The sequence below is a fragment of the Xanthomonas sontii genome (assembly GCF_040529055.1).
In the GTDB taxonomy this organism is placed as follows: domain Bacteria; phylum Pseudomonadota; class Gammaproteobacteria; order Xanthomonadales; family Xanthomonadaceae; genus Xanthomonas_A; species Xanthomonas_A sontii.
Genome location: NZ_CP132342.1, coordinates 1,405,656 through 1,430,823, shown reverse-complemented (window position 1 = coordinate 1,430,823; position 25,168 = coordinate 1,405,656). Strand labels below are relative to the sequence as shown.

General features: G+C 68.0%; 23 protein-coding genes. 8 read left to right on the top strand and 15 right to left on the bottom strand.

The features are described 5' to 3' along the window. Positions 1–69: 69 nt before the first annotated feature. Both RAB70_RS06175 and RAB70_RS06170 read right to left on the bottom strand, forming a co-directional pair. Positions 70–528 (bottom strand): hypothetical protein, encoded by a 459-nt coding sequence (locus RAB70_RS06175; RefSeq protein ID WP_148829563.1) that lies wholly within the window; start codon positions 526–528, stop codon positions 70–72. After that, a complete protein-coding gene (locus RAB70_RS06170; protein WP_148829562.1) occupies positions 525–1,232 on the bottom strand; it encodes an HAD hydrolase-like protein in 708 nt (235 codons plus the stop codon). Before RAB70_RS06170 ends, RAB70_RS06175 begins: the two co-directional genes overlap by 4 nt. 166 nt (positions 1,233–1,398) lie before the next feature. Between RAB70_RS06170 and RAB70_RS06165 the strand changes: the two genes are divergently transcribed. Continuing rightward, positions 1,399–1,617 carry a hypothetical protein gene (locus RAB70_RS06165; protein ID WP_026144744.1) on the top strand — a complete coding sequence of 73 codons (219 nt, stop codon included), beginning with the start codon at positions 1,399–1,401 and terminating at the stop codon, positions 1,615–1,617. A gap of 699 nt (positions 1,618–2,316) precedes the next feature. Here RAB70_RS06165 and glpK read toward each other — a convergent pair. The 4 genes from glpK to RAB70_RS06145 all read right to left on the bottom strand — a co-directional run bounded on the left by glpK (position 2,317) and on the right by RAB70_RS06145 (position 7,549). Beyond that, the gene (gene glpK / locus RAB70_RS06160) at positions 2,317–3,816 is read right to left on the bottom strand and encodes a glycerol kinase GlpK (protein WP_148829561.1); all 1,500 of its coding nucleotides are present in this window, start codon (positions 3,814–3,816) and stop codon (positions 2,317–2,319) included. A 103-nt stretch (positions 3,817–3,919) separates the two neighbouring features. Beyond that, entirely contained in the window at positions 3,920–4,741 is an 822-nt protein-coding gene (locus RAB70_RS06155; RefSeq protein WP_017916383.1) for an MIP/aquaporin family protein, read from the bottom strand. Positions 4,742–4,901: 160 nt separating this feature from the next. After that, positions 4,902–6,416 carry a glycerol-3-phosphate dehydrogenase gene (gene glpD, locus RAB70_RS06150; RefSeq protein ID WP_148829560.1) on the bottom strand — a complete coding sequence of 505 codons (1,515 nt, stop codon included), beginning with the start codon at positions 6,414–6,416 and terminating at the stop codon, positions 4,902–4,904. A gap of 290 nt (positions 6,417–6,706) precedes the next feature. Then, positions 6,707–7,549, bottom strand: a complete 843-nt coding sequence (locus tag RAB70_RS06145; RefSeq protein WP_017907479.1) for a DeoR family transcriptional regulator — start codon at positions 7,547–7,549, stop codon at positions 6,707–6,709. Positions 7,550–7,708: 159 nt separating this feature from the next. On the opposite strand from RAB70_RS06145, the gene RAB70_RS06140 reads away from it, so the two are divergent. Together RAB70_RS06140 and RAB70_RS06135 are read left to right on the top strand one after the other, a co-directional pair. Continuing rightward, the gene (locus RAB70_RS06140) at positions 7,709–8,182 is read left to right on the top strand and encodes a DUF1456 family protein (RefSeq protein WP_017907478.1); all 474 of its coding nucleotides are present in this window, start codon (positions 7,709–7,711) and stop codon (positions 8,180–8,182) included. Between the two features lie 157 nt (positions 8,183–8,339). Next, complete coding sequence (locus tag RAB70_RS06135; protein ID WP_017907477.1) at positions 8,340–9,158, top strand: HDOD domain-containing protein; 819 nt, start codon at positions 8,340–8,342, stop codon at positions 9,156–9,158. 88 nt (positions 9,159–9,246) lie between these two features. Here the strand turns inward: RAB70_RS06135 and RAB70_RS06130 are convergent, their stop codons facing one another. Further along, entirely contained in the window at positions 9,247–10,389 is a 1,143-nt protein-coding gene (locus RAB70_RS06130; RefSeq protein ID WP_148829559.1) for an exodeoxyribonuclease III, read from the bottom strand. Between the two features lie 74 nt (positions 10,390–10,463). Here RAB70_RS06130 and RAB70_RS06125 point away from each other — a divergent pair, with 74 nt between their 5' ends. The 3 genes from RAB70_RS06125 (at position 10,464) to RAB70_RS06115 (ending at position 12,608) form a co-directional block, all read left to right on the top strand. Further along, positions 10,464–10,670, top strand: a complete 207-nt coding sequence (locus tag RAB70_RS06125) for a hypothetical protein (RefSeq protein WP_148829558.1) — start codon at positions 10,464–10,466, stop codon at positions 10,668–10,670. 164 nt (positions 10,671–10,834) lie between these two features. Then, a complete protein-coding gene (locus tag RAB70_RS06120) occupies positions 10,835–11,263 on the top strand; it encodes a hypothetical protein (RefSeq protein ID WP_148829557.1) in 429 nt (142 codons plus the stop codon). A 559-nt stretch (positions 11,264–11,822) separates the two neighbouring features. After that, positions 11,823–12,608: a 1-acyl-sn-glycerol-3-phosphate acyltransferase gene (locus RAB70_RS06115; protein ID WP_148829556.1), complete on the top strand. Its 786-nt coding sequence runs from the start codon at positions 11,823–11,825 to the stop codon at positions 12,606–12,608. A gap of 51 nt (positions 12,609–12,659) precedes the next feature. Here RAB70_RS06115 and RAB70_RS06110 read toward each other — a convergent pair whose 3' ends face one another. Both RAB70_RS06110 and RAB70_RS06105 read right to left on the bottom strand, forming a co-directional pair. Then, the gene (locus tag RAB70_RS06110; protein WP_265531395.1) at positions 12,660–13,484 is read right to left on the bottom strand and encodes a DUF6348 family protein; all 825 of its coding nucleotides are present in this window, start codon (positions 13,482–13,484) and stop codon (positions 12,660–12,662) included. 257 nt (positions 13,485–13,741) lie between these two features. Continuing rightward, on the bottom strand, positions 13,742–14,476 hold the full coding sequence (locus tag RAB70_RS06105) for a hypothetical protein (protein WP_192578970.1): 735 nt from the start codon (positions 14,474–14,476) through the stop codon (positions 13,742–13,744). 205 nt (positions 14,477–14,681) lie between these two features. Between RAB70_RS06105 and RAB70_RS06100 the strand changes: the two genes are divergently transcribed. After that, positions 14,682–14,939 (top strand): hypothetical protein, encoded by a 258-nt coding sequence (locus RAB70_RS06100; protein ID WP_225851689.1) that lies wholly within the window; start codon positions 14,682–14,684, stop codon positions 14,937–14,939. Positions 14,940–15,021: 82 nt separating this feature from the next. On the opposite strand, the gene RAB70_RS06095 is transcribed toward RAB70_RS06100, so the two are convergent. From RAB70_RS06095 to RAB70_RS06085, 3 genes are all read right to left on the bottom strand, one after another. Continuing rightward, a complete protein-coding gene (locus RAB70_RS06095; protein ID WP_148829554.1) occupies positions 15,022–16,260 on the bottom strand; it encodes an EAL domain-containing protein in 1,239 nt (412 codons plus the stop codon). A gap of 386 nt (positions 16,261–16,646) precedes the next feature. Beyond that, complete coding sequence (locus tag RAB70_RS06090) at positions 16,647–17,309, bottom strand: CPBP family intramembrane glutamic endopeptidase (protein ID WP_211352241.1); 663 nt, start codon at positions 17,307–17,309, stop codon at positions 16,647–16,649. A gap of 179 nt (positions 17,310–17,488) precedes the next feature. Then, positions 17,489–18,820 carry a pyridoxamine 5'-phosphate oxidase family protein gene (locus RAB70_RS06085; RefSeq protein WP_225851688.1) on the bottom strand — a complete coding sequence of 444 codons (1,332 nt, stop codon included), beginning with the start codon at positions 18,818–18,820 and terminating at the stop codon, positions 17,489–17,491. A gap of 144 nt (positions 18,821–18,964) precedes the next feature. Here RAB70_RS06085 and RAB70_RS06080 point away from each other — a divergent pair, with 144 nt between their 5' ends. Continuing rightward, on the top strand, positions 18,965–19,597 hold the full coding sequence (locus tag RAB70_RS06080; RefSeq protein WP_148829552.1) for an SMI1/KNR4 family protein: 633 nt from the start codon (positions 18,965–18,967) through the stop codon (positions 19,595–19,597). 67 nt (positions 19,598–19,664) lie between these two features. Here RAB70_RS06080 and RAB70_RS06075 read toward each other — a convergent pair whose 3' ends face one another. The 3 genes from RAB70_RS06075 to RAB70_RS06065 form a co-directional block, all read right to left on the bottom strand. Continuing rightward, a complete protein-coding gene (locus tag RAB70_RS06075) occupies positions 19,665–20,504 on the bottom strand; it encodes an NrdJb (protein WP_148829551.1) in 840 nt (279 codons plus the stop codon). A gap of 87 nt (positions 20,505–20,591) precedes the next feature. Further along, complete coding sequence (locus RAB70_RS06070) at positions 20,592–21,269, bottom strand: hypothetical protein (protein ID WP_148829550.1); 678 nt, start codon at positions 21,267–21,269, stop codon at positions 20,592–20,594. 190 nt (positions 21,270–21,459) lie between these two features. Then, positions 21,460–24,732, bottom strand: coding sequence for an LAGLIDADG family homing endonuclease (locus RAB70_RS06065; RefSeq protein ID WP_148829549.1), 3,273 nt, complete (start codon positions 24,730–24,732; stop codon positions 21,460–21,462). Between the last annotated feature and the right edge of the window lie 436 nt (positions 24,733–25,168).

Here is a 25,168-nt window from a genome sequence, read left to right as displayed (position 1 = left end):
GCGCGACGACGCGATGGGCAGTTCCCTTTGCGCCTCGCGCGCCTGAATGCCTCGCCCGGGTCGGCGGACTCAGCGCGCAGCCGGCCGCGTACCGAAGGCCAGGCGGGTCGCCTTGCGGTCGAACTGCAGCGCCACGCGCATGCGCCCCCCGGTCATCGGCCGCACGATCCAATGCACCTGCGCCTTGCCGAAGCCGGACGTCACCACCGGAATGGCCAGGAACCAGCTCGGTCCCGGCCCGACGCAGTACCAGAACGCATCGGCGGTCTGCAGCGCGGCACCCGGTGCGATCGAATACACATGGCCGTAGCTACCCTCGATGGTCTGCTTGGATCGCTTGACCACGGTCAGGTCGCTGCCACGCAACGGCCCGTGCTCGCCCGGAAACGCCTGCTCGCGGAACGAAGCCTCCAGCAGGTCCGTCACCTGGTTGCGCCCCATGCGATACAGCGCACCGATCGACAGGGCGGCGCTGCCGAGGAAGACGACCGCGATCACACCCGCGACCATATAGGGCAGCCACGTCATGCGTCGCCGCCCACGGCCGCGCAGGCGCCGCGCGCGTCTGCCTGCACCGGACGCGACTGCGCGCAGGCACCGGCATCCAGCACCAGCGCCCGCAGCGCGTCCGGCCGCTGCAGCAACGGCAGCGGCGTGTGCGACTGCAAGGCCGCCGGCAAGGTGTAGCCCCAGGCGACGCCGGCGAAGGCGATGCCGGCCTGGCGCGCGGCCTCGGCATCGCGGATCTCGTCGCCCACGCACAGCGCCCGCGCGGCGGGAACGCCGCAGGCACGCAGGCTGGCGCGCAACTTGCGGCGCTTGCCCAGTACCGCCGCGCCGCAGCGCACGTCGCGCAACTGCGCGAGCAGCGCGGGGCCGAGCACCCGCTCGACGTTGGCGCGGCTATTGGACGTGACCAGGGCCAGCTGCAAGCCGGCCTGCGCCAACTGCGCGAGCAACTCGGCGACGCCGTCGAACAGCGCGATGCGCTCGATCTGCGCGCTCATCAGCGTGCGCATGCGTTGCGCCACCGCCGGCACCCGCCACCAGCGCAGGCCGCTGCGCGCCATCAGCTCGCGGGCACTCAGGCTGCGGATCTCATCCAGCCGCGCCACGTCGAAGCGGCGGAAGCCGAATTCGTCGGCGACGCCGTTGATGGTCGCCAGGAACCAGGGAAACGAGTCGGCCAAGGTGCCGTCGAAATCGAAGATGACCAGGTCGTAGTGGCGCATGCGGCGCCAGCATGCCGGAGCGCTGGAGTCGGCGCCAGCGGCGGGCATGCCAATCGCGATGGCAAGGCGCACGCATCGGCCCGTCTTTCATCCGTCCTTGGCATGCGCTTCACCCGCACGCGCTGCCATGGCGCGCACGCTGGAACGCCATCGCACGGAGAGGCTCATGCACATGCAATCCCCCAATCCTGGCCAGGACCCGCAGCAGCCGCCGAACGAGGTGCCGGGCCAGGTGCCGAATCCGGGCGTGGATCCGACCCCGGACCGCCCGATCGATCCGATCCCCGACCAGCCGACCGATCCGACCATCCCGCCGATCCAGGACCCGGTCGGCGACGTCGACGCCCCGGTGCCGGGTCCGCGTGGGCCGACGCAGTACGTCTGAATCCTTCGCCGTTGCCGGGAGTGCGCGCGGGCTCGGCCGCAGCGGCGTTTGAACGACGGCGAGCGGCCTTTCGCGAGAGCGCCCGGCGCGGCGGAAGCCGCTCGCACAGGGAAGGGGCAGGACACCTTGTGGGAAAGGCGCCCTTGTGGGAGGGACTTCAGCCCCGACGACGGAAGGTGTCCGTCGGCTTTCGGTTTCGCGTGTCGCGGCGGCATCACCGCTGACGCCCACCAGGTTCGGTGCGGCGGCTGGCGACTGCCGCCTTCGGCAGTCGCCTCGCACAGGGAAGGGGCAGGACACCCTTGTTGGAAAGGCATCCTTGTGGGAGGGACTTCAGTCCCGACGACGGAAGGTATCCGTCGGCTTTCGGTTTCGCGTGTCGCGGCGGCATCACCGCTGACGCCCACCAGGTTCGGTGCGGCGGCTGGCGACTGCCGCCTTCGGCAGTCGCCTCGCACAGGGAAGGGGCAGGACACCCTTGTTGGAAAGGCACCCTTGTGGGAGGGACTTCAGTCCCGACGACGGAAGGTGTCCATCGGCTTTCGGTTTCGCTTGTCGCAGCGGCATCACCGCTGACGCCTACTGGGTTCGGTGCGGCGACTGGCGACTGCCGCCTTCGGCAGTCGCAGCGAAGAACAACGCCTCGGCCCACAGATGCAAAGGAGCAGACGCAGCCCCCGACTGCACTGCGCGACCGCCTCAGCGAATCCGGAACCCCATCGTCGCCTCCACCGCCTGCTGCCAGCCGGCGTACAGCGCTTCGCGGCGTTCGGCTGGCATGTCCGGCTCGAAACGGCGGTCCACCGCCCATTGCTGGGCGATCTCGTCGCGATTCTTCCAGAAGCCGGTCGCCAGGCCGGCCAGGTAGGCCGCACCGAGCGCAGTGGTCTCGGCCACCTCCGGACGCAGCACCGGCACGTCCAGGATGTCGCTCTGGAACTGCGCCATGAAGTCGTTGGCGATGGCGCCGCCATCGGCGCGCAGTTCCTTCAGTTCGATGCCCGAATCGACCTGCATCGCGGTCAGCACGTCGCGCGTCTGGTACGCCATCGATTCGATCGCCGCGCGAATGAAATGTTCCTTGGTCGTACCGCGGGTCAGGCCGAACACCGCGCCGCGGATGTCGCTGCGCCAGTACGGCGCGCCCAGGCCGACGAAGGCCGGCACGAAGTACACGCCGTCGTTGTCGCCGGCGCGCTCGGCGTAGGCCTGCGAGTCGCTGGCCTTGCCGAGCATGCGCAGGCCGTCGCGCAGCCACTGCACCACCGAACCGGCGACGAAGATCGCGCCTTCCAGTGCGTACTCGACCTTGCCGTCCACGCCCCAGGCGATGGTGGTGAGCAGGCCGTTCTTCGACGCCACCGCCTTCTCGCCGGTGTTCATCAGCATGAAACAGCCGGTGCCATAGGTGTTCTTGGCCATGCCCGGCTCGAAGCAGGCCTGGCCGAACAGCGCCGCCTGCTGGTCGCCGGCGATGCCGGCGATGGGCACCGCATGGCCGTAGAAATACTGGCCCTGGGTGTTGCCGTAGATCTCGCTGGACGAGCGCACCTCCGGCAGCATCGAGGCGGGGATGTCGAGCAGTTGCAGCAGTTCCTCGTCCCAGCGCAGTTCATGGATGTTGTAGAGCAGCGTGCGCGAGGCATTGGTGTAGTCGGTGACGTGGACCTTGCCGCCGGTGAGGTTCCAGATCAGCCAGCTGTCGATGGTGCCGAAGGCCAGTTCGCCGCGCTGCGCGCGTTCGCGTGCGCCCTCGACGTGATCGAGGATCCACTTGACCTTGGTGCCAGAGAAGTATGCATCGATCAGCAGGCCGGTCTTGGCCCGCACCATGTCTTCGTGGCCGTCGGCCTTGAGCTGGTCGCAGATGTCCTTGGTCTGCCGCGACTGCCAGACGATGGCGTTGTAGATCGGCTGGCCGGTGGCGCGGTCCCACACCACCGCGGTCTCGCGCTGGTTGGTGATGCCGATGCCGGCGATCGCGCTGGCATCCACCTGGTGGTTGTTGAGCAGTTCGGTGATCGTGGTGTAGACGCTGGTCATGATCTCGCGCGGGTTGTGCTCGACCCAGCCCGGCTGCGGGAAGATCTGCGAGAACTCGCGCTGCGCCATGCCGACGATGCGGCCCTGGCGGTCGAACAGGATCGCGCGCGAACTGGTGGTGCCCTGGTCGATGGCCAGGATGAACTGCTTTTCCATCGGAGACTCCTGCAGGATGCACGCCGCGCGCACGGGCGCGGCGCCAACGGGGAATTAGGGAGGCGCGCACGCCGCGCGCGGAAACGAACGCGCTGCCGGTGCGCTAGCCGCGGCGCGCAGCGGCCTGTTCTTCTTCCAGCGCTTTCACCCGCGCCGGCAGGAACGGATAGATCAGCCACTGGTAGGCGGCGCCACCGATCACGCCGCCGATCAGCGGGCCGACGATCGGGATCCACCAGTAGTTGTCGGCCGACGGCAGCGCCGAGGAACCCCAGCCGGCGACGTAGGCGAACAGGCGCGGGCCGAAGTCGCGGGCCGGATTGATCGCCCAGGCTTCCAGATAACCCATCGAGGCGCCGATGGTGGCCACCAGCAGGCCGATGATCAGCGCACCGGAATTGGCGGTGGGCGCGGCCTCGTTGTAGCGCTCGGTGATGGCGAAGATGCCGAAGATCAGGAACGCGGTCAGGATCACCTGGTCGCGCAGCGCGTGCATCGGCGTGATCGCCAGGCCCGGCGCGGTGAAGAACACCCCGGCCGCGCCGCCGCCGGCGCGGGTGAGATGCTGGGCCTGGTTGTAGTGGTCGATCACTGGCGCGAACAGCAGGTAGACGATCCACGCGCCGAGAAACGCGCCGATCACCTGGGCGACCCAGTACGGCAGCACCTTGGGCCAGGGAAAACCGCGGTACAGCGCCAGCGCCAGGGTCACCGCCGGATTGGCGTGGGTGCCGGACACCGAGCCGGTGACGTAGATGGCGATGGTCACCGCCAGACCCCAGGCGATGCACACGCCCCAGTAGGCGTGCTGGTAGGGGCTGGGGTCGTAGAGCACGTACATGCACGCCACCGAACAGCCGAAGGCGATGATGATCAGCATCGCGATCGCTTCGGAAATCAGTTCGCCCACCAATTGCCGGCTCATGCCCATGCCTCCCGGCCTGCCGTCGTTGCCGCTGTCGATCCACCCATGCCTGCCACCCTCCACGGTTGCGTCCAGGTTCGTGCGCCGCGGCGGGTGCCGGGCGCAGCGCGATTGTGCACGCGCCGCCGCGGCCCGAACCGGGCCGACGGCAGCGTTTCGATCAAGCCGGTGCCGCGGCCAGCGTGGCCGGCGCCTGTTGCAGGTAGGCGACCAGGCGCTGGCGGCCGGCGGGGTCCACGCGCAGGCCGAGCTTGCTGCGGCGCCACAGCAGGTCCTCGGCCTCCACCACCCATTCGTGCTGGCGCAGGTAGTCGACCTCGGCCTGGTACAGGTCGGCGCCGAAGTGCTGGCCCAGGTCCTGCAGCGAGGCGGCATCGCCCAGCAGTGTGTCCGCGCGGGTGCCGTAGTTGCGCGCCAGCCGCTGCGCGGTGGCCTCGGCCAGCCACGGCCGCGCCGCGCGCAACTCGCGCGCCAGCGTAGCGATGTCGTTGCGCTCGCCGCCCGGCAGCGGCGCACCGTGCGCGGTCCAGGCCGGCGCCTTGCGCCCGGCATGCGCGGTCAGCCGGTCCACCGCCTCCTCGGCCAGCTTGCGGTAGGTGGTGAGCTTGCCGCCGAACACGTTGAGCAGGGCCGCACCGTCGCGCGCGTCCAGTTCCAGCAGATAGTCGCGGGTGACCTCGGCGGCGTTGTCCTCCTCGTCGTCGAGCAGCGGGCGCACGCCGCTGTAGCTCCACACCACGTCGTCCGGGGCGATCTGCTTGCGGAAGTAGCGGTTGGCCGCCTCGCACAGATAACGCGTCTCCTTGCCGTCGATGCGCGGTGCGGCCGGGTCGGCGTGGTAGTCGACGTCGGTGGTGCCGATCAGGGTGTAGTCCTGCTCGTAGGGAATGGCGAAGACGATGCGCCGGTCCGGCTGCTGGAAGATGTAGGCGTGGTCGTGTTCGAACAGCCGCGGCACCACGATGTGGCTGCCCTTGACCAGGCGCAGCGCGTGGTCGTGGCCGACGTGCGCCACCTCGTCCAGGAACTGCACCGCCCACGGCCCGGCGGCGTTGACCAGCGACCGCGCGCGCAGTTCCTCGCGGCGGCCGTCGGCGTGCTGCAGTTGCACCTGCCACACACCATCGACCCGGCGCGCACCGACACAGCGGGTGCGGGTGAGGATGCGCGCGCCGCGCTGCGCGGCGTCCATCGCATTGAGCACCACCAGCCGCGCGTCCTGCACCCAGGCGTCGGAATAGACGAAACCGGTGCGGAACTCCTCGCGCAGCGGCGCGCCCACCGGGTGCGTGCGCAGCGCCAGGCGCCGCGAGCCCGGCAGGGTGCGGCGGCCGCGGCCGAGGTGGTCGTACAGGAACAGGCCGGTGCGGATCATCCACGCCGGGCGCAGGTGCGGCTGGTGCGGCAGCAGGAAACGCAGCGGCCAGATGATGTGCGGGGCCAGCCGCAGCAGCACCTCGCGCTCGGCCAGGGCCTTACCGACCAGGGCGAACTCGTACTGCTCCAGGTAGCGCAGGCCACCGTGGATCAGCTTGGTGCTGGCGCTGGAGGTATGCGCGGCCAAGTCGTCGCGCTCGCACAGGCACACCGACAGGCCGCGGCCCACCGCGTCGCGGGCGATGCCCACGCCGTTGATGCCGCCACCGACCACCAGCACATCGTAGGTCTCACGCATAGCCGACTCCGGAAGTGTCGTGTCCGGCTCGGCAACAGTGGCCGAGCGCAGAACTGAGGACGAAAAGATCGTAAACGAACATTTCCGAACATATCACGCTGCACTGCAGCGTGGCGTCGACGGCATCCTGCAAACCGGCCTTAACCGGCCAGCGGCTTAGCTCAGAGACAGCCGGGCGGACGCGCGGGGCCACTGCGGCGCGATGATCGCGCCACATCACGCAACATTAACGAAACAATCCGAACACACACCCCTGTGTGCCATCCCGGCGGCGGCAAGGCCGGCCTCGTTCAGTCCGCGGCAGCGTCCAGCGCCGGCGCGCCTTGGTCGGCCGCATCGCCCTCGGCGACGAACACGCGGGTGCCGGCCGCCTCCAGCACCGCGGCCAGCTCGGCCGGCGGCGCGCGGTCGGTGAACCAGGCGTGCACCCGCCCGATCGGTCCCAGCCGGACCATGGCGTTGCGACCGAGCTTGCTGTGGTCGGCAGCCAGGAACACCTGCCGCGAGTGCTCGATGATCGCCTGCGCCACCCGCACCTCGTGGAAGTCGAAATCCAGCAGGGTGCCGTCCGGATCGATGCCGGAGATGCCGATCACGCCGAAGTCCACCTTGAACTGGCGGATCAGCTCGATGGTGGCCTCGCCGGTGACGCCCTGGTCGCGGCCGCGCACGCGCCCGCCGGCCACCATCACCTCGAAGCTGGGATTGGCGCTCATCATCACCGCGACGTTGAGGTTGTTGGTGATCACGCGCAGGCCGCTGTGGCCCATCAGCGCGCGCGCCACGTCCTCGTTGGTGGTGCCGATGTTGATGAACAGCGAGGCGTCGTCGGGTATGTGCTGCGCCAGCAGCGTGGCGATGCGCCGCTTCTCCTGCGCCTGCAGCGACTTGCGCGCCGTGTAGGCCAGGTTCTCCACGCTGGACGGCAGGCTCACCCCACCGTGGTAGCGGCGCAGCACGCCGGCCTCGCACAGCAGGGTCAGGTCGCGACGGATGGTCTGCGGCGTCACCTCGAAGCGCGCCGCCAGCCCTTCCACCTCGGCATAGCCCTGCTGGCGCACCAGCGCCACCAGTTGCTCCTGGCGCGGATTGAGCGCGGACACCGCGCTCGGCTTGGGAATCGAATGGTCCATGCCCCGATGATGGCGGATGCGCCCGCGGATGCAACCGCGCCGCGTGCACACCCTCGGTGAACCGCAGCCATGGCCCGGGCCTGCGCGGTCTACGCGCCGATGCGGGCCAGCGCCTAGACTAGCGCCCCTCGCCGGGCCTCCCGCACTCCCACACCCGCCATGCTCAACAACGACATCCTGCGCTCCATCCGCTACATGCTCGACCTGAGCGACCAGAAGATCGTCGATCTGGCGCACCTCGCCGATCCCGCGTTCCCGATCGACAAGGCGCAGATCCCGGCGTGGCTGAAGAAGGAGGACGAAGACGGCTTCGTCGAATGCAGCGACGCGGTGCTGGCGCATGTGCTGGACGGGCTGGTGTTCCACTACCGCGGCCGCGACGAAAGCCTGCCGCCGCGCCCGGTGGAAGCGCGCATCACCAACAACGTGGTGCTGAAGAAGCTGCGCGTGGCGTTCCAGCTCAAGGACGTGGACATGCACCAGATCTTCGACGCCGCCGGTTTCCCGGTGTCCAAGCCGGAACTGTCGGCGCTGTTCCGGCAGCCGGAGCACAAGAATTTCCGCCTGTGCGGCGACCAGTTGCTGCGCAACTTCCTCAAGGGCCTGACCCTGCGCGTGCGCAGCGCCGGCTGAGCCGCGCACACTGCTGCACCAGGGCGCGGCCGTCGCCGCGGGACCGGTTTTCCACACGCCGGCCATCGCGAATCGGTAGGATGCGCGCATTCCGCCACCGTGGCGGCGCGGCCGGCTGCCGGCCCTGCCCGCCTCCCGTTCCGTTCCGAGGGTCCCCATGAAGCTAGAGGCGCTGTTCGACCAGTTGCACACCCTGCCGACCATTCCTCAGGTGGCGCAGGACCTGATCCTGCAGTTCGATGCGCCGGGCACCAGCCTGGACGCGGTGGCGCGCAACATCGAGCGGGACCCGGTGATCGCGGCCAAGGTGCTGCGGCTGGCCAATTCGGCGCGCTTCCGTGGCGCGCGCGACTCCACCACGGTGGAAGACGCGGCGCTGCGCCTGGGCTTCAACACCTTGCGCACCCTGGTGCTGGCCTCCTCGGTGACCGGCGCCTTCCATGCCCCGGCGCATTTCGACCTGCGCGCGTTCTGGCTGCACAGCTTCGAGGTGGCCGGCGTGTGCCGGCTGCTGGCGCGGCAGAAGGGCCTGGACGCGGAGACCGCCTTCACCTGCGGCATGATGCACAACATCGGCGAACTGCTGATCCAGACCGGCGCGCCCGACTACGCCGCGCAACTGCACCCGGACGCCTCGTCTAGCGGACGCGCCGCCGACGAGACCGTGCAACTGGGCTTCGGCTACCCGGAAGTGGGCGCCGAGCTGGCGCGGCGCTGGCACCTGCCGCAGGTGATCCAGACCGCCATCGCCTTCCAGGCGCGGCCGCTGCAGGCCCCGGAAGGCGAGCCGATGCCGAAGGTCGTCGCCCAGGCGGCGCTGGTCGCCGACGCGCTGGAGCGCCACGGCGGCGCCAACGACCAGGCGCGGCAGGCGGTGACCGGCCCGCTGCTGGACGACGTGGACCTGGACGCGCTGTTCGCCGCGCTGCCGGACGTGATCGAGGCCGATCGCGCGTTTACCGAGATGTTGAAGTAAGGGAAGCCGTGCCGCCACGTCGGTCACACCGCGCGGCGACATAGCGGGAAACTGCGTCTTTCCGATTCTGCCGCACCCTCATCCGGCGCTACGCGCCACCTTCTCCCGGCGGGAGAAGGGGTGGTTTGCGGTGTTTGCCACCGCGCGAGGGCGTCGGCGGCACCGTAGTGGCAGCGCGCGGCTTGCGCGCTTTCGGCGTCTTGGCGGTTGCCGTTTGTGTTGCGCCTTTCTTTTTTGTTGCCGGCGCTGGCGTCGTCGACTTCGCCTTGGTCGTGGCCGTCGTCTTACCCTTGCCCTTGGTCCGCGCTGCCGCCTTCTCCGCCCGCGACGGCGCGCCAGATGCGGAGGTGCGTGTGGTCTTCTTCGCCTTGGCGCCCTTCGTGTTTCCTTCAGCGCCCGCTTCACCGCGCTTCGGCTTCGCCGGCGACGCAGCTGCACCGCGGGCCGGCGCCGCGCCCAGAGCGACCCAGGTCGGCGCATGGTCGCTGGCATGCGGCAGGTCGCGCACCCAGCGGTCCACGCCGGCGTCGCGCAGGCGCGCGGCCAGCGGTGGATTCAGCAGCAGGTGGTCGATGCGCAGCCCGGCATCGCGCTGCCAGTGCTGGCGGAAATAATCCCAGAACGTGTACACGCGGCGCTCGCCGTGCACCTGGCGCAGGCTGTCGGTCCAGCCCTGCGCCAGCAGTTCTGCATAGGCCTGGCGGCTTTCCGGTTGCAGCAGCGCATCGCGCCGCCATGAGGCCGGGTTGTAGATGTCCGCATCGGTGGGCACCACGTTGAAGTCGCCGATCAAGGCGACCGGATGCGGCAGCGCCACCAGGTGCTGCGCATGCCGCTGCAGCCGCGCGAACCAGTCCAGCTTGTAGTCGAACTTCGGACCCGGGCGCGGATTGCCGTTGGGCAGGTACAGACAGCCGACCAGCACGCCGTGCGCCATCGCCTCGATGTAGCGGCTCTGGGTGTCGCGCGGATCGCCGGGCAGGCCGCGCCGGCTCTCGACCGGATCGCAGCCCCTGGCCAGCAGCGCCACGCCGTTCCAGCTCGACTGCCCCATCCACACCGCGCCGTAGCCGGCGGCATGCAGCTCGGCCAGCGGAAAGCCGGCATCCACGCTCTTGAGCTCCTGCAGCCCGACGATGTCCGGCGCCTCGCGCTGCAACCATTGCAGCAGCTGCGGCAAGCGGCTGCGGATACCGTTGACGTTGTAGGTGGCGATCTTGAGCGTCTTCATCCGGCGCGCCTGCAGAACCTGCCATCACCTTGGCCCCGCTACCCTCGCCGCATCGTGAAAACGGGAGCCGCCGCATGACCCCGCTCGACAAACCCCTGCGCCGCGCACTGGAGATCGACGGCGTGCACTACACCCTGACCGTGGACCCGGATGGCCTGAAGCTCACCGAGAAGGGCCGGCGCAAGGGCCTGGACTTACGCTGGAGAGAGCTGGTCAGCGGCGACGCGGCATTGGCGACCGCGCTGCAGGCCTCATTGGCCGATCGCCCCGGCAAACGCTGAGCGCGAGCGCAGCCGGCGACACGCCCGGGCCACGCGGGCAGGCATGGCCACCGATGGTGCTATCGTCGCGCCATCGGCAACCAGCAGGGAGCGGTCGGATGCACAGGCACAACGGTGGTGCAGTCGGGACCAGTCAACGACGCGCTCGGCGCACCGGATGGGTCATGGGCCCGCTGCTGCTCGCCCTGCTGCCCCTGGCGACGCACGCGGCGCCGGAGGTGCCGGACAGCCTGCGCGTGTCCAGTACCAACACCTACGCCGCGGGCACGCCCGAATGGCGGCAGGTGCGCGATTGGCTGGCGAAGCAAAAAACGCGCGGAGACGTGATGAGCATGGGAAATCCTGACCGGCTCGGCCCTATCGTCCTGACCTACACGAGGACGCTGCACGGCGTACAGACCCGGGCGCCCGAACCGCTGCCGTTACCCGACCAGGGCACGCCAGGCGACAGCATCGCCATCGCCAGTTGCATCGGCGGCGTGAGGCAGTCGTGGATCTACGGCGTCGAGGCGCGACCCGCAGATGCGTGGACCCTTACATCGTTTGCCACCTCGCAGACTGCGGATTGCAAGCAGGCCGATGGCACGCACTGACTCCGCAACCTGCAGTACCTCTGCAGGTGCGGCTTCCACTGGTGCCAGTCGTTCTTTTTTGCCGCAACTCGTCAAGGCCCACAGGCGCTGATACCGCGACGTGTGCGATCGGCGACGCCTCATCAGGGCTGAAGCCGCTCCTCCGGTGCGCCTCGCAGGGGTGATCGGCGCATCCGACGACGAAGTCGACACCGATGGGCATCGCCTTGGCCAACCGCCCCTCCTATCTCGTCACACACCGCAAGAGCCTTACGAACGGCTTCAGCCGCGACGAACGAAGCTGGCCAGCCATCCGTCCCTGGAAGCAGTCGGGACTGAAGTCCCTCCCACAGTGCCCCCAGCCAGCACATCGCCGGTTCCTGTGGGAGCGGCTTCAGCCGCGACGCGCGGATCAGACAGCACGCCGGACCGCCAGCAGGTCACCCGTGGATGCTCAAGTACACACGCCTCGGCTACCATCGCCGCGGGCGCGCCGCCGCGCGTGCCGACCGTGCCCTCACCTGCGATCCACATGCCTTCCGCTTCGCCCCGACATGTTGCAGACGCCCCGCTTGGCCGCGTGCGCGCCATCGTCCGACTCGCCGTCTGCATCGCGGCCAGCGTGCTGCTGATCCCGCCGCAGTGGCTGCTGATGCGCTTCACCCGCGGCCGCGCCGCGTTCGTGCTGCCGCGGCTGTGGTTCGGCTGCCTGCGGCGCGCGCTGGGGATTCGCGTCGAGGTGGTGGGCACGCCGCGCGACGCGGGCGGGACGCTGTTCGTCGGCAACCACATCTCCCACTTCGACATCGTGGTGCTGGGCAGCCTGCTGCGCGCGCGCTTCATCGCCAAGAACGACATGGAGCGCTGGCCGGGCATGCGCCACATCGGCGCGCTGGCGCAGACCGTGTTCATCAGCCGGCGTCGCCAGGATGCTGCGGCGGTGGCGGCCGCCGTGGCTGCGCAACTGCGCCCGGATCACGACGTGGTGCTGTTCGCTGAGGGCACCACCTCCTCCGGCGAGCGGGTGGCGCCGTTCAAGTCCAGCCTGTTCTCGCTGTTCCTCAGCGCCAACGCGGGCGCGCGGCAGTGGACGCTGCAGCCGTTCACGCTGGAGGTGCGCAGCGTCGACGGACACCCCATCGCGCAAGGCGGCGATCGCGATGCCTACGCTTTCTACGGCGAGATGCAGGCCGGTGCGCACGTCGCGCACTTCCTGCGCCTGTCCGGTGCGGTAGTCAGGGTGACCTTCCACGCACCGCTCGCGGTGGCGCCGGGCAGCGACCGCAAGGCGCTGGCTGCGCAGTTGCACGGCATCGTGGCGTCGGCGCTGCCCAGCGCGCCGGCGGATGCCGCGGCGGCGGCCTAGACCGCCGCCACCCCACACTGGGCGCGCGCTCGGGCAGTGCCCGATGAAGCGTCAGTGCGCGATGTCCGGCGCCACCGGCTCCGGCAGCCGCACCACCGCGTACTGCTTGCGGAACTCCATGGCGCCCAGCGCTGGCCAACTCTCGGCGTAACGGCGCAGGCAGGCCACGCCGTCGGGAAAGTCCTCGCCATTGACCCGGCAGTCGGCCGCCACCTCGCCGTCGGCGTCGCGCGAGGCGAACAGGCGGATGCCGAGCATGCGCTGATCCCGCTGCAGCAACGGCATCAAGGCGTCCAGGCTGTTGGTGAACAGGCAGCACGGGCAGAACGCGTGTTCGGTGTCCTCGCCCGCCGCGGCCCGCGCGGCGTCGCCATTCATGTGCGCCACCGGCCCCAGCACCACCGTGCGCCGCAGCGCCGACTCGGTCGTGGCCGAGGCGGGGAACTCCATCTGCAACGTCATGCAGCGCGCATCGGCCGGCGCGGCCACCGCCTCCGACAGCGCCACCAGATCGGTGCGCGCCCAGGTTGTGAAGCCCGAAGCCAGGCTCGCGTCGGTGTCCTCGCCGATGGAATGCTGGAACTCGACGATCCCGTCGGGGAACAGGCTGCGGTGATGCACGCGAATGCAGCTGGCCGTGCGCACGCCCTTGCGCAGCTCGGCCAGATCCACCAGTTCGGTGAGCAGTTGCAGGCCGTTGCCGAGCACGACCACCTCGTCGTGCAGGGTCGCCGCATGCCCCTCGCGCTGCAGCACCTGCAGCAACAGCTGCTGCAGTGCATGGCGCGGTTGCGCCTCGGGCGCGGGCTCCGGCCCTGCAGCCTCGTGGGCGGTATCGGCCCCGCGTGGCGAGGTGCGGGACAACAGGCGTCGCATTCGATCGATCATCCTTGCTCCAGGGCGTCCAACGCGCCATTGGTCGCCGGAAGTATGCGCAGTCGCCCGCGGCCACGGCAACCGGCGACGCCACGCCGCCCCGGCGACCAGCGGGCCATGGAACGGCGCCAGGGGCCTGGGCGTCTCTCGCGTCACACGCCAACCGCAGCACATTCATGGCCACCGTGCCGCGTCTCGCAGCGGCGGACGGCACCCGGTGCAGCGGCCATCCGCGCGCCGTACCGACACAGCGTCTGTCAGCGCCTGGCCGCCTCGCACAGCTTGCGGTTGAACCAGGTGGACTTGGCGATCGGCAGGTAGGCGTCCCAGTCGCTGGGCGGCAGCATGGTGCTCTGCTTTTCCAGTTCCGCCTGGAACGAGGCCTCATCGCGGCTGCGGCCGGCCATGGTGCCGTCCAGCGTCGCCAGGCATTCCTGCGGCCGGCCCAGGCGCAGCAACGTGATGGCGCGGTCGTTGGCGAAGCGGTCGCGATCGAGCCAGTTGAGGAAGCCGCCACACTCGCCTGCGAACGCCTGCATGCCGGCAAGCGCCTTGTCGTAGCGCTTGCCGCGATAGTCCTGCAGATACGCCTCGCGCCGCCGGCTGCTGGCCGCGGCGGTGCAGCCGGCCGGCAACTGCAGGTAGTCGCCCTCGAAGCTGGCGCGCATGCCGCAATAGTCGCGGCAGCTTTCCTCGGTCAGCGCGGCCACGTTGAACCCGCCCGGCACCGGCTTGAACGCCAGCTTGCACGGCACGTCGCCGGCATCGTTCACCTCCGCCTTGTCGCCCTGCAGCGTGCCCGACAGCGAGCAGGTGTGGCCGTTGGCGCCGACCGACAACAGGTCGAACTGGCGCGCGCCGCCCTTGTCGGTGACCCGCATGCTGCCCCAGCCTTCCTTGGTGCTGTATTCGCCGGGTGCGGGGCCGGCCGCCGCCGCGGCGAACGCCACCAGCCCCACCAGCATCGCGCTCCATCCGTATCGCCGTGCCATCGCCTGTTCCTGCCTTCGATCTGAGCCGGCAAGTGTGCGGCATCGCCGCGGCGACGGACCAGTGCCGATGTCGCATCCCGACAGCAACGGCCTGTGCGACTCAGCGCAGCGGCACGCGCGAGCGGAACTCGGACAGAAACAGGCGCGGAGCCATCGGTGCGCCGCATCGTGCTCCAGGCGCGGATGCCACAACATCGATACGGTGATGGGCTCGGTGACCACCGGCAGCGCGAACGTGCAAGCAGACTCGCGCAGCGTGTCGGGCTGCGCCGCCATGAACGAGGCCGGCACCAATGCGATCAAGTCCGAGCCGCCCGGCTGGGTGCGCACCGACATGGGCGGGCCGCAGGCGCGCCTGTCCATCGACGACAGCATCCCGCCGCTGCTCGACACCATCGATGCCGCCCATGGCCGCGGCGGCCTGCACTACCTGGATTACCTGGGCCGCGTGGTGCCGTGGTAGAGGACGCCGCGTGATCGGCCGCAGGCCTGCATCGGCCAAGCCGTCCATCGATCGCGCCGCGCCTGCAACGATGCCCCGCGGCTCAGCCGGCGTCGGACAGCGCCAGGGCGAGCGCCGCATCCTCCGACAGCGGCCGTGACAGGAAATACCCCTGCACCAGGTCGACCTGCAGCTCGCGCAGCGCGTCCAGTTCCTGCGCCGTCTCCACACCTTCAGCCACCACCCGCGTGCCGATCTCGTGGGCGAAGTTGGTCAGCCCCTTGGCCAGCGCGCGGCGGCTGCGGTCGGAATGGATGCACTGGGTGATGCTCATGTCGAGCTTGATGACGTCCGGCTGCAACTGCAGGATGTGGCGCATGCTGGCGTAGCCGGCACCGGCATCGTCCACCGCCACCTGCGCGCCGCGCTCGCGCAGCGGCGCCAGCGCCTGCGCCAGCGCCTGGTAGTTGCGCACGATGGCGTGCTCGGTGATCTCCAGGATCAGGCGCGTCACCTCGGTGTCGTCGCCGAGCAGCCCCGCCAGGGACCCGGACATGATCAGTTCCGGCGACATGTTCACGCTGAGCCGGTACTGCGGCGGGAAGCGCCGCAGATACGCCAGCGCCTTGGCCAGCACGTGTAGCTCCAGGCGAATGCCGACACCGGCCAGTTCGGCCTGCTGGAACCACTGCGCAGGCCCGCGCTGCGGCACGACGTCGAAACGCGACAGGCACTCGAACCCATGCAGGCGCAGCCCCTGCAGCGCGAACACCGGCTGGAACACGATGCGCGGCGCACCCGCCGCCAGCGCGCCGTCGATCTCGTCGATCATCGCCTGCCGTTCCAGCTTGTGCGCCTCCACCTCGTGCAGGCGCAGCGCGAAGATCTCGGCGAACGCACGCAGCATGCCGATGTCGCGCTCGCCCAGGTCGTGCCTGGGCAGGAAGCTGAAACAGCACAGCGTGCCGTAGATCCGGCCGTTCACCTGGATCGGCACGCTCATGTGCGCGCCGATCGGGATCTGCCACGTCGCCGGGATGCACTGCGCCGCCGGCACCAATGAGGTATCCGGAATGAGCTGCGGCAACTCGCCGCGGACCACGCCCATGCAGTAGCCGTCGGCGAACGGCAGGATCTGGCCTTCGTGGATCGGCCCGTCGGGCGGCCCGTCCACGTGATCCAGCACGCGGTCGGTTTCCCGGAAGCGCGACAGGAACGCCACGTCCATGCCCAGGTGCAGGCGCACCACGCGCAGGCAGCGGCGCAGTTCGCGGTCGCTGATCTCGCCCGACAGCAGCTCGAACAACGGATGAGGCTCTGGCAGATCCTCGGTCGACGCCATCCCGCTTCTCCCCTGAAAGCGTTGCGACCCGCGCGGCGCGCGCCGCACACGGCGCTGCGCCGTGACCGACGTGATCGAGCAGCGGGAACCCCGGACCTTCCCCCGTTTGTCCAGCGGGCGACACGTCCTTGTCATTCGACTGTAAGCCGTGGCGTACAGCGGCGAAAGCGCCGACGTGTTCAGGAATGTAGCTGTCTACGCCAGCGACCGCTTCGGTGAGTCCGCCGCCGCGAATCCAGCCAACGGGCGGGCGACCACCGGCGCTGGAGTGATCAGGCATGGTGGCCGACGCCGTGTCGTCGATGGAATGGGCGGCCGGGCTCGCGCATGCCGACACTGCGATCAGCCCGGTGCACGCCCCCCTGCCGGCGCGCGCGCCCAGCGCATCAGACGTAGACCATCAATCCCAGCAAATCCAGCGCGGCATGCGCCACGATCGCCGGCCACAGCCGCCCGGTGCGCGCCACCCACCAGCCCAGGATCAGCCCTATCACCACGATGGCGATGGTGCCGACCGGCCCCTGATAGAGGTGGTACGACGCGCGGATCGCCACGCTCACGTTCACCGCGAACGCCAGGCTGTGCCGCCGCTCCAGCGCGCGGATCACGTAGGCGCAGACGAACACTTCCTCGAAGATCGGATTGAGCAGCGAGACCAGCACCACCACGCCCGCCGACAGCGGCCCGGCCACCATCGCGTCCATCGACGGATTCACCTCGGCCGCCACGCTGTCGTTCAACAGATTCAACGGATAGGTCGCCACCAGGCAGGCGGCCAACAGCGCCAGGCCCACACCGATGTCGCGCGCCTGCCACTGCAGCCCCAGCGCCTGCCGCGTCCAGCCGCGGAACCACAGCGTCGGCAGCAACAACGTCAGCACCAGCAGCTCGTAGAACACCATGCCCCACAGGTTCGCGTCGGAAAACGACGGCTCCACCACCGGCGCCAGCACCGCCAGCGCACTCCAATAGATCGGCAACCCGAATGCCACTGCCATCACCAGCAGCAACTCGCCCCAACCGCCTGAGGGTTCCCCACGTTCCCGCATCCACACTCCCCTGTCGTTCGCTGCGCGCCGGAACGGCGTCGCCGCCGCTTTCCACCAGGGGCGCACCGTAGCAGGGTGGCATGACCAGGGACATCGGTGGCGGCGTCACGCGACGGCGTGCAGTTCAACCCGGCGCGGCGTGATGCGCGCGGTGCTGCGCGCATACCAATCCAGTCAAGCTAGTACAGCGCGTCCCGGGTGCGCTGCGGCAATTCCCGGTCGTAGGCCTCGCCGTCGAACGCGCCGTCGGCCAGATGCGCGTGCATGGTGCCGGGGCTGGGCAGGCGATCGCGCGGCAGGTGCCGTGTCGGGTCCCACAGCTGCGAGCGCACGATCGCCTTGGCGCAATGGAAGTAGGCCGCCTCGATGTGCACCACGATCACGCTGCGCGGCAAGCGCTCGCCGACCGCGAACCGCGCCAGCAGGTCCGGATCGACGCGGATCTCGGCACGGCCGTTCACGCGCAAGGTTTCACCGATGCCGGGAATCAGGAACAACAGCGACAACCGCGGATCCTGCAGCAGATTGCGTAGAGTATCGACGCGGTTGTTGCCCGGGCGATCCGGCAACGCCAGCGTACGCGCATCCAGCACCTGCACGAACCCCAGCGCATCGCCACGCGGCGAGCAGTCCAGCCCTCCGGTGCCGGCTGAGGCGAGCACCACGAACGGCGATGCGCGCACGAACGCCTGGTAGTCGGCGTTCAAATGGTCGAGTTGCTTGCGCACCGCGCGCTCGGCTGGTTGGCCGTACAGGGCTTCGAGGGTGTCGAGATTGGTGACGCGATGCGGTTCGGGTGGCTCCTGCGGCGAGGTGGGCGATGCCGTCTCAATTGGCACGTCCGCCTTGGCTGCGCCGGTATTGGCGATCGCAGCAGCAAGCACGCTCTCATATAGGTGCAGACGCAGACGGAAATTAGCGCCCAACCAGCTGACCATCCATAGCATGGCCGCGAACATCGCCAGAACTGACAACCACGCAGGCAAGGCCAGCAGATCGCGCCAGTTGCGCAAGACGACGAGCAGCGACAAGCACAGAGGTAGCAGCCCCAGCTTATCCATACCTCCGACAAACAGACCAAGCTTGGCAGCTAGACGTTCCTGTGCCATCTTCGCGTAACGCAATTGGTCCTCCAGCACGTCGCGTGGATACAAAAGCAACCACTGAACTAGCTGACGCAGTTCGCCGACATCATGATCGTGCTGCAAGATCCACTGCCGGCGAGAATTGGAGAACTCGTAAATGATCAGCCATACCGTGCGAATAAAATAAGGTGTAAGGGCGACTGTCAGCGCCAATCCCACCCGCGATAGGCTCACCATCCACAGCTGCGGCGCGAGCCAAATCAACAGCAGCGAAGGCAGCAGCGCGAGCATGGAACCCACCCAACCCACCGCATTGAGCACACGCATCCAGCGCGGCGTCGACAACGCAGAGACTGGTCCTTCCGGCATAGCCTCGATCTTCTGCTCCAACAGCGCGAATGTCAGCGGAGGCATGATGGCATTCATGACAGCGATCTCGTAAGGTTGAACGTGAAACGCCGACTACTACAGCGTTACCACATCATTTTTGTTGTGCCGATGGAGTTCTACTGCGCAAGCAGACTTGTCCCGCATTAAGATGTAGATATTGAATTTAACCTGGCGAATGAAATGCTTGAGCGAATCCGCGATCACTTGAGAGTTATTGCACCAGAAGTGGAGAAGGCACTACTTCCGGCAGCCAACGAACTAGAGATCAACGCACTAAAATCAGCGTTGGGGCGCCCATTGCCTGAGGATCTCGTGGCAGTCTATCGCGAAAGTGCAGGCTTGAATCCTGATGCCACAGCAAATTTCGCTCTAGGATTCTCTTTCATGGATGTGGCAACGGTGACTTTCGAGGTCGAAAGAAGCTCCTGCAACGACGATGCAGGAGCTTCTGCCCAATTCGCGGATAAGGGAATCCGCCCTGTGCTGAAACTCGGAAAGGATCGCTTAGTGATTGGAAGCGACTTTTCCCATTGCCGCCTTTGTGTTGACCTGTCTCCTGAAGAGAACGGTACCTATGGCCAAGTCATATTTATAGATCAAGAATGGGGAGTAGCCCTTCTATTAGCGCGTTCGATGAATGACTTTCTTCGAAAGTTCGAGCAGGACCTGTCCATGGGGAAATACAGTCTGGCGCAGGATGCTCTGGATGACGGCGTCCAGTGGCTAAGTGCGACAAGAGACATCGATGTTGGCAACTGGTACAACTCGCCAACTTGGTCGTATGTCGACCATCCCCACATTCGAAGGACATAGTTCAGCAACTTGCAGCGTTAGCAGATCGCCGCGCCAGGCGTTCAAACCTGGCGGCATTGCGGGCCGATCACCCGCACTTCGAATACCCACAATTCAAACAAGTCGCGCACCCGTCCATAATGACGAGCGCCTTGGTATTGCACTTATGGCACATCGTGGCCGACGGCGGGAAACTCGCGCCATCGCCGGTGACGGCGATGTCCTCTTCGTGGTCGGCGGTGGAGTCGGCGGACACTGCCCCCTCATCCGCCCTGCGGCCACCTTCTCCCGCAGGAGAAGGAACCGCCTTGCTCACGTCACTGTTTTTTTTTGAGCGTTCTTCGTACTGCTTGCGCTTCTCGGCGATCAGCGCGCGCTGGTGGTCGCTCATTTCCGGGTCGTGCAGCAGGCCGATCGACTTCATGTGCTCTTCGACGATGCTGCCCAGTTCGGCGACCAGCGACGGCATGTACACGCCGCCGGCCTTGAAGTAGCCGCCCTTGGGGTCGAACACGGCCTTCATCTCGTCGACCAGGAAGGTGACGTCGCCGCCCTTGCGGAACACCGCGGACATGATGCGGGTCAGCGCCACGATCCACTGGAAGTGCTCCATGGACTTGGAGTTGACGAAGATTTCGAACGGGCGGCGCAGTTCGTGCTCGGTGCCGGCGTTGAGCACGATGTCGTTGAGGGTCACGTACATGGCGTGTTCCACCAACGGCGATTTGATCTTGTAGGTGCTGCCGATCAGCACGTCCGGGCGCTCGATGCGTTCGTGCATGTGAATGATGTTGTCCGCCGGCGCTTCGGCCTCGGCGGTGGTACGGTCGATCGACGAGGCGGGCACCGCGGCGGCGGCGTCGCGCGCCTTGTCCTCGGGGGTGACGACGGCGTAGCCCTTGATTTTCTGGTCGATCTTGATGGCCATGAGGCGTGCGTTCCTGGAAGGCGGAGCGGGACGGGCGTGGGCCCGGCCTCTCTCCCGCGCACGGGAGAGAGGGTGCGACGGGACGGCTTACTTCTTGGCGCGGGTGGCCGCGGCCTTCTTGCCGGCGGCCTTGCGCACGGCGGTCTTCTTCACGGCGGCGCTCTTCTTGGCGACCTTGGCGGTGCTCTTCTTGACCGCCTTGGCGACCTTCTTCACCGCTTTCTTGGCGACGGTCTTCTTCGCTGCAACCTTCTTCGCCGCTTTCTTCACTGCCTTCTTGGCAACGGCCTTCTTGGCGGCGACCTTCTTGACCGCCTTCTTCGGCGCGGCCTTCTTGGCGGTCACTTTCTTGGCGGGAGCCTTCTTCGCAACGGCCTTCTTGGCAGCAGCCTTCTTCGCCGGCGCCTTCTTCGCAGCCGCCTTCTTGGCGGTCTTCTTGCCGCCCTTGGTCAGCGCGGCCGCTTCGGCCTGGGCGCTGGCCTTGGCCGCTTCCAGCTTCTTGCGCGCGCTAGCGACGGTCTTCTTGACGGCCTTTCCGGCCTTCTCGGCGCGCTTGGCGACGGCCTTCTCGGCCTTCTTCACCGCCTTGCGGGTCTTGGCGACCTGGTCCTGCACGCGCTTCTGCACGGTCTCGGCGGTCTGCTTGACCGTGGCGACGGCCTCGCTGGCGGTGGCGGCGATGGTCTCGCCGACGTTGGTGGCGGTTTCTTTCACGTTCTCGGCGACCTGCGTCAGCGTCGCCGTGACGCCATTCCCATTGCTCATAAAACCCTCCTCAGGGTGTCAGTGTTTATGTCACGCGGGCGATGCTATACCGATTGCAGCGAAGCGGGGAGCCGGAAACGGCGACACACGGGAGACGGTGGGGAAGCGTTGGGGAAGCGCGGCGCGCCGCGCTCCAGGGCCTCCACCGCCGCCCTCCCCTCCGCCGGCGCGAAGGGGAGACGGGACGGCGTCAGAACTTGCCGTAATACCCTTCTTTCAGCGCATCGAACAGGTTGGCGGCGGTGTGCATCTCGCCGTCGTATTCGATCTGTTCGTTGCCCTTGACCTCGACCACGCTGCCGTCTTCCAGCTCGAAGCGGTAGGTGGTGTTCTCCAGGTCCGCCTCCTTCACCAACACGCCCTGGAAGGCGGCCGGGTTGAAGCGGAACGTGGTGCAGCCCTTCAGCCCCTGCTGGTGGGCGTAGCGGTAGATGTCCTTGAACTGCTCGTAGGGATAGTCGGTGGGGACGTTGGCGGTCTTGGAGATGGAGCTGTCCACCCACTTCTGCGCGGCGGCCTGCACGTCCACATGTTCCTTGGGGTGGATGTCGTCGGCGGCGATGAAGTAGTCCGGCAGGCGCGCGGCGGCGTCCTCGGCGAACGGCATCGCCTTGGCGTTGACCAGGTGGCGGTAGGCCAGCAGCTCGAAGGAGAACACGTCCACCTTCTCCTTGCTCTTCTTGCCCTCGCGGATCACGTTGCGGCTGTAGTGGTGGGCGAAGCTCGGTTCGATGCCGTTGGAGGCGTTGTTGGCCAGGCTCAGCGAAATGGTGCCGGTGGGGGCGATGGAGCTGTGGTGGGTGAAGCGCGCGCCCACCTCGGCCAGTTCCTCGACCAGTGCCGGCGCCACTTCGGCGATGCGCTGCATGTAGCGGCTGTACTTGGCGTGCAGCAGCCGGCCCTCGATGCGCTCACCGACGCGCCAACCGTCGCGGACCATCTCCGGGCGCTGCCGCAGCATCGCCGCGGTGACCTCGAAGGTCTCCTGCATGATCGGCGCCGGGCCCTTCTCCTTGGCCAGCGACAGCGCGGTCTCCCAGCCGGCCACGGCCATCTCGCGGGCGATGGACTCGGTGAACTCGCACGACTCGGCGCTGCCGTACTTCATGCGCAGCATGGTCATGGTCGAGCCCAGGCCGAGGAAGCCCATGCCGTGGCGGCGCTTGCGCATGATCTCGTCGCGCTGCTGCTGCAGCGGCAGGCCGTTGACCTCGACCACGTTGTCGAGCATGCGGGTGAACACCCGCACCACTTCCTTGTATTCCTCCCAGTCGAAGCGGGCGCGCTCGGTGAACGGCTCGCGCACGAAGGTGGTGAGGTTGATCGAGCCGAGCAGGCAGGCGCCGTAGGGCGGCAGCGGCTGCTCGCCGCAATTGTGGGCGTGCAGGCCGTTGCCGTCGAAGGTGTTGATGCCGGGGACCTGCACGTCGTAGACGTCTTCGATGCCATCGGCGGCCACCGACTGCACGGTCGCCACGAAACGCTCGCGGTTCAACTGGCGACGGTAGCCGGACAGCAGCGCCTTGAGGCGGTTGGCCTTGGCGGTGTCGGCAAAGCCCACCCGCTGGGCGAAGGCATCGAGGTTGTCGCCGCTGACGACCAGTTCGTGCTGCGCCTTGGTGACGTAGGCACGCGTGCCGCCGTGCCCGTCGGGCAGCAACGCCGTGCCGGCGGGGCGCCGGTCGCGGTAGATCTGCGAGGCGATGCCCAGCCGCAACAGCATGCGCTGCGCTGCCTCAAGCCGCGCCAGGTCGGACTGTGCCAGGCGCACGCTGACGCCCTTCTCCTGGCTGCCCTGCACCGAGCCGTCGGTGTCGAACAGGCCGCGCAGGAAGCCGCGATGGAAATCGCTGGAGGTCTTCTCGACGGCCGGGGTGATCGCCTTGTCGCCCGGACGCAGGCCCAGCTCCAGGGCCAGATCGCGCAAGGCGGCCGACTTCAGGCGGTACTCGCCACGGTCGCGCACCTCGCTCCAGCCGGCGAAGTCGGCACGGTGCGGCAGGCTGCGCGTGCAGCGCAGGGCTTCGTCCATCAGCGCCACCGGTGCCAGCGGCGCCGCATTGACGGCAGCGGCCTGCGACCAGACAGACAACACGGCGGCGTCCTGCTTGAGCGTGCCGTCGCCCACCAGCATGCCGAGGAGGACACCTTCCTCATAGCTGCGTGCGCCGCCCCACTCCGCACCGGCACGGTGATTGTTGAGCAGCACCCGGTCGCCTGCGACCAGTTGGTCCGCCTGGCACCATTGGGTGTCCAGCGACCAGCGGGTCTGCCGCACCACGCGCCGCACGCGGTGGTCTGCGGTCAGACGCAGCGCGTAACCTTCCTGCGTCTGCAGTCGCACCACCTGCTTGTGCGCGGTCTTGAAGAAACCCTCCGCACCGGAGGCATGGTCGCCGCCATCGACCCGCGCCAGGAACGGCGTGCCCAGCAGATCGGCGACCTGACGCGGCCCCTCGGCGGTCTGCACCCAGGTGTCGGCGGTCACGCAAGGATTGGTCGCGCGGATGTTCTCGCACCACCAGTTGTTGTTCATTTCGTTGACGCGGTCGATCAGGATGAAACCCGGCTCGGCGTAGTCGTAGGTGGAGACCATGATCATGTCCCACAGGTGGCGGGCGCGGATGTGCCCGTACACCTTGCACGCGACCAGGCCGTCGTCGCGCACGATGTAGTCCTTGTGGGTGGGCCAGTCGCGCCAGACCACGGCGCTGGCGTCGGCCAGGTCGACGTCGGCCTCTTCCTTGCGGTTCACCGGGAACACCAGCGGCCAGTCGGCGTCCTGCTCCACCGCCTGCATGAAACCATCGGTGATGAGCAGCGACAGGTTGAACTGGCGCAGGCGCCCGTCCTCGCGCTTGGCGCGGATGAAGTCCTTCACGTCCGGGTGGGACACGTCGAAGGTGCCCATCTGCGCGCCGCGGCGGCCGCCGGCCGAGGACACGGTGAAGCACATCTTGTCGAAGATATCCATGAACGACATCGGCCCGGAGGTGTAGGCGCCGGCGCCGGCCACGAACGCGCCGCGCGGGCGCAGCGTGCTGAACTCGTAGCCGATGCCGCAGCCGGCCTTGAGGGTCAGCCCGGCCTCGTGGACCTTCTCCAGGATGCCGTCCATCGAGTCGGTGATGGTGCCCGACACGGTGCAGTTGATGGTGCTGGTGGCCGGCTTGTGTTCCTGCGCGCCGGCATTGGAGGTGATGCGCCCGGCCGGGATCGCGCCGCGGCGCAGCGCCCAGGCGAAGCGCTCGAACCAGTGGGCGCGCTGCTCCTCGCCGACCTCGGCATCGGCCAGCGCGCGGGCCACGCGCAGGTAGGTGCCGTCGATGTCGGCATCCAGCGGATCGCCCTGCTTGGTCTTGAGCCGATACTTCTTGTCCCAGATGTCCTGCGACGCCGGCTGCATCGGGATGGGGTCGTGCTTGGATCCGGTCTGGACGACTTCCAGGCGCACCGTACTCATTCTGCTGTGTTCTCCTCGAACCTGTCCCGATGGGGCGGATGGGTGGTCATCCGCCGTGTGTCTTGTCTATATCGCACTTGCGCTGCACGGCAGCGACGGCCGCGGCAGCGCACGCGGCGCCTGCCCTCGACCGACCGAAATTCCCCGAATCCGCGACGTCCATTGTCACCGTCCCGTGATGCAACGCCGAGCGCGCCCCTGGATGTGAAGTCCTGGTGAAGAAAACCCTAGTTCTAGTGCCGTACCGAATCGATACCGCTACATGTAGTGGCTAATGCAAGCGTGAACGCTAACGCCGGGCAGGCCGACTGTCAACGTCGTCGCGCGCCGATCACGTGCCGTCGAGCGGGTGTGCACGCGGGGTGCCGTGGCGGCCTTGCGCAGGCGGCGTCGGAACGCTTTCACTGGCGGTTAAACGCCGCGCGTTCATCTTGAT

What these genes read in the sequence shown, in the direction of transcription:
- RAB70_RS06175 (WP_148829563.1), bottom strand. Translation starts at nt 528, where the DNA reads ATGACGTGGCTGCCCTATATGGTCGCGGGTGTGATCGCGGTCGTCTTC.
- RAB70_RS06170 (WP_148829562.1), bottom strand. Translation starts at nt 1,232, where the DNA reads ATGCGCCACTACGACCTGGTCATCTTCGATTTCGACGGCACCTTGGCC.
- RAB70_RS06165 (WP_026144744.1), top strand. Translation starts at nt 1,399, where the DNA reads ATGCACATGCAATCCCCCAATCCTGGCCAGGACCCGCAGCAGCCGCCG.
- glpK (WP_148829561.1), bottom strand. Translation starts at nt 3,816, where the DNA reads ATGGAAAAGCAGTTCATCCTGGCCATCGACCAGGGCACCACCAGTTCG.
- RAB70_RS06155 (WP_017916383.1), bottom strand. Translation starts at nt 4,741, where the DNA reads ATGAGCCGGCAATTGGTGGGCGAACTGATTTCCGAAGCGATCGCGATG.
- glpD (WP_148829560.1), bottom strand. Translation starts at nt 6,416, where the DNA reads ATGCGTGAGACCTACGATGTGCTGGTGGTCGGTGGCGGCATCAACGGC.
- RAB70_RS06145 (WP_017907479.1), bottom strand. Translation starts at nt 7,549, where the DNA reads ATGGACCATTCGATTCCCAAGCCGAGCGCGGTGTCCGCGCTCAATCCG.
- RAB70_RS06140 (WP_017907478.1), top strand. Translation starts at nt 7,709, where the DNA reads ATGCTCAACAACGACATCCTGCGCTCCATCCGCTACATGCTCGACCTG.
- RAB70_RS06135 (WP_017907477.1), top strand. Translation starts at nt 8,340, where the DNA reads ATGAAGCTAGAGGCGCTGTTCGACCAGTTGCACACCCTGCCGACCATT.
- RAB70_RS06130 (WP_148829559.1), bottom strand. Translation starts at nt 10,389, where the DNA reads ATGAAGACGCTCAAGATCGCCACCTACAACGTCAACGGTATCCGCAGC.
- RAB70_RS06125 (WP_148829558.1), top strand. Translation starts at nt 10,464, where the DNA reads ATGACCCCGCTCGACAAACCCCTGCGCCGCGCACTGGAGATCGACGGC.
- RAB70_RS06120 (WP_148829557.1), top strand. Translation starts at nt 10,835, where the DNA reads ATGGGCCCGCTGCTGCTCGCCCTGCTGCCCCTGGCGACGCACGCGGCG.
- RAB70_RS06110 (WP_265531395.1), bottom strand. Translation starts at nt 13,484, where the DNA reads ATGCGACGCCTGTTGTCCCGCACCTCGCCACGCGGGGCCGATACCGCC.
- RAB70_RS06105 (WP_192578970.1), bottom strand. Translation starts at nt 14,476, where the DNA reads ATGGCACGGCGATACGGATGGAGCGCGATGCTGGTGGGGCTGGTGGCG.
- RAB70_RS06100 (WP_225851689.1), top strand. Translation starts at nt 14,682, where the DNA reads ATGGGCTCGGTGACCACCGGCAGCGCGAACGTGCAAGCAGACTCGCGC.
- RAB70_RS06095 (WP_148829554.1), bottom strand. Translation starts at nt 16,260, where the DNA reads ATGGCGTCGACCGAGGATCTGCCAGAGCCTCATCCGTTGTTCGAGCTG.
- RAB70_RS06090 (WP_211352241.1), bottom strand. Translation starts at nt 17,309, where the DNA reads ATGCGGGAACGTGGGGAACCCTCAGGCGGTTGGGGCGAGTTGCTGCTG.
- RAB70_RS06085 (WP_225851688.1), bottom strand. Translation starts at nt 18,820, where the DNA reads ATGAATGCCATCATGCCTCCGCTGACATTCGCGCTGTTGGAGCAGAAG.
- RAB70_RS06080 (WP_148829552.1), top strand. Translation starts at nt 18,965, where the DNA reads ATGCTTGAGCGAATCCGCGATCACTTGAGAGTTATTGCACCAGAAGTG.
- RAB70_RS06075 (WP_148829551.1), bottom strand. Translation starts at nt 20,504, where the DNA reads ATGGCCATCAAGATCGACCAGAAAATCAAGGGCTACGCCGTCGTCACC.
- RAB70_RS06070 (WP_148829550.1), bottom strand. Translation starts at nt 21,269, where the DNA reads ATGAGCAATGGGAATGGCGTCACGGCGACGCTGACGCAGGTCGCCGAG.
- RAB70_RS06065 (WP_148829549.1), bottom strand. Translation starts at nt 24,732, where the DNA reads ATGAGTACGGTGCGCCTGGAAGTCGTCCAGACCGGATCCAAGCACGAC.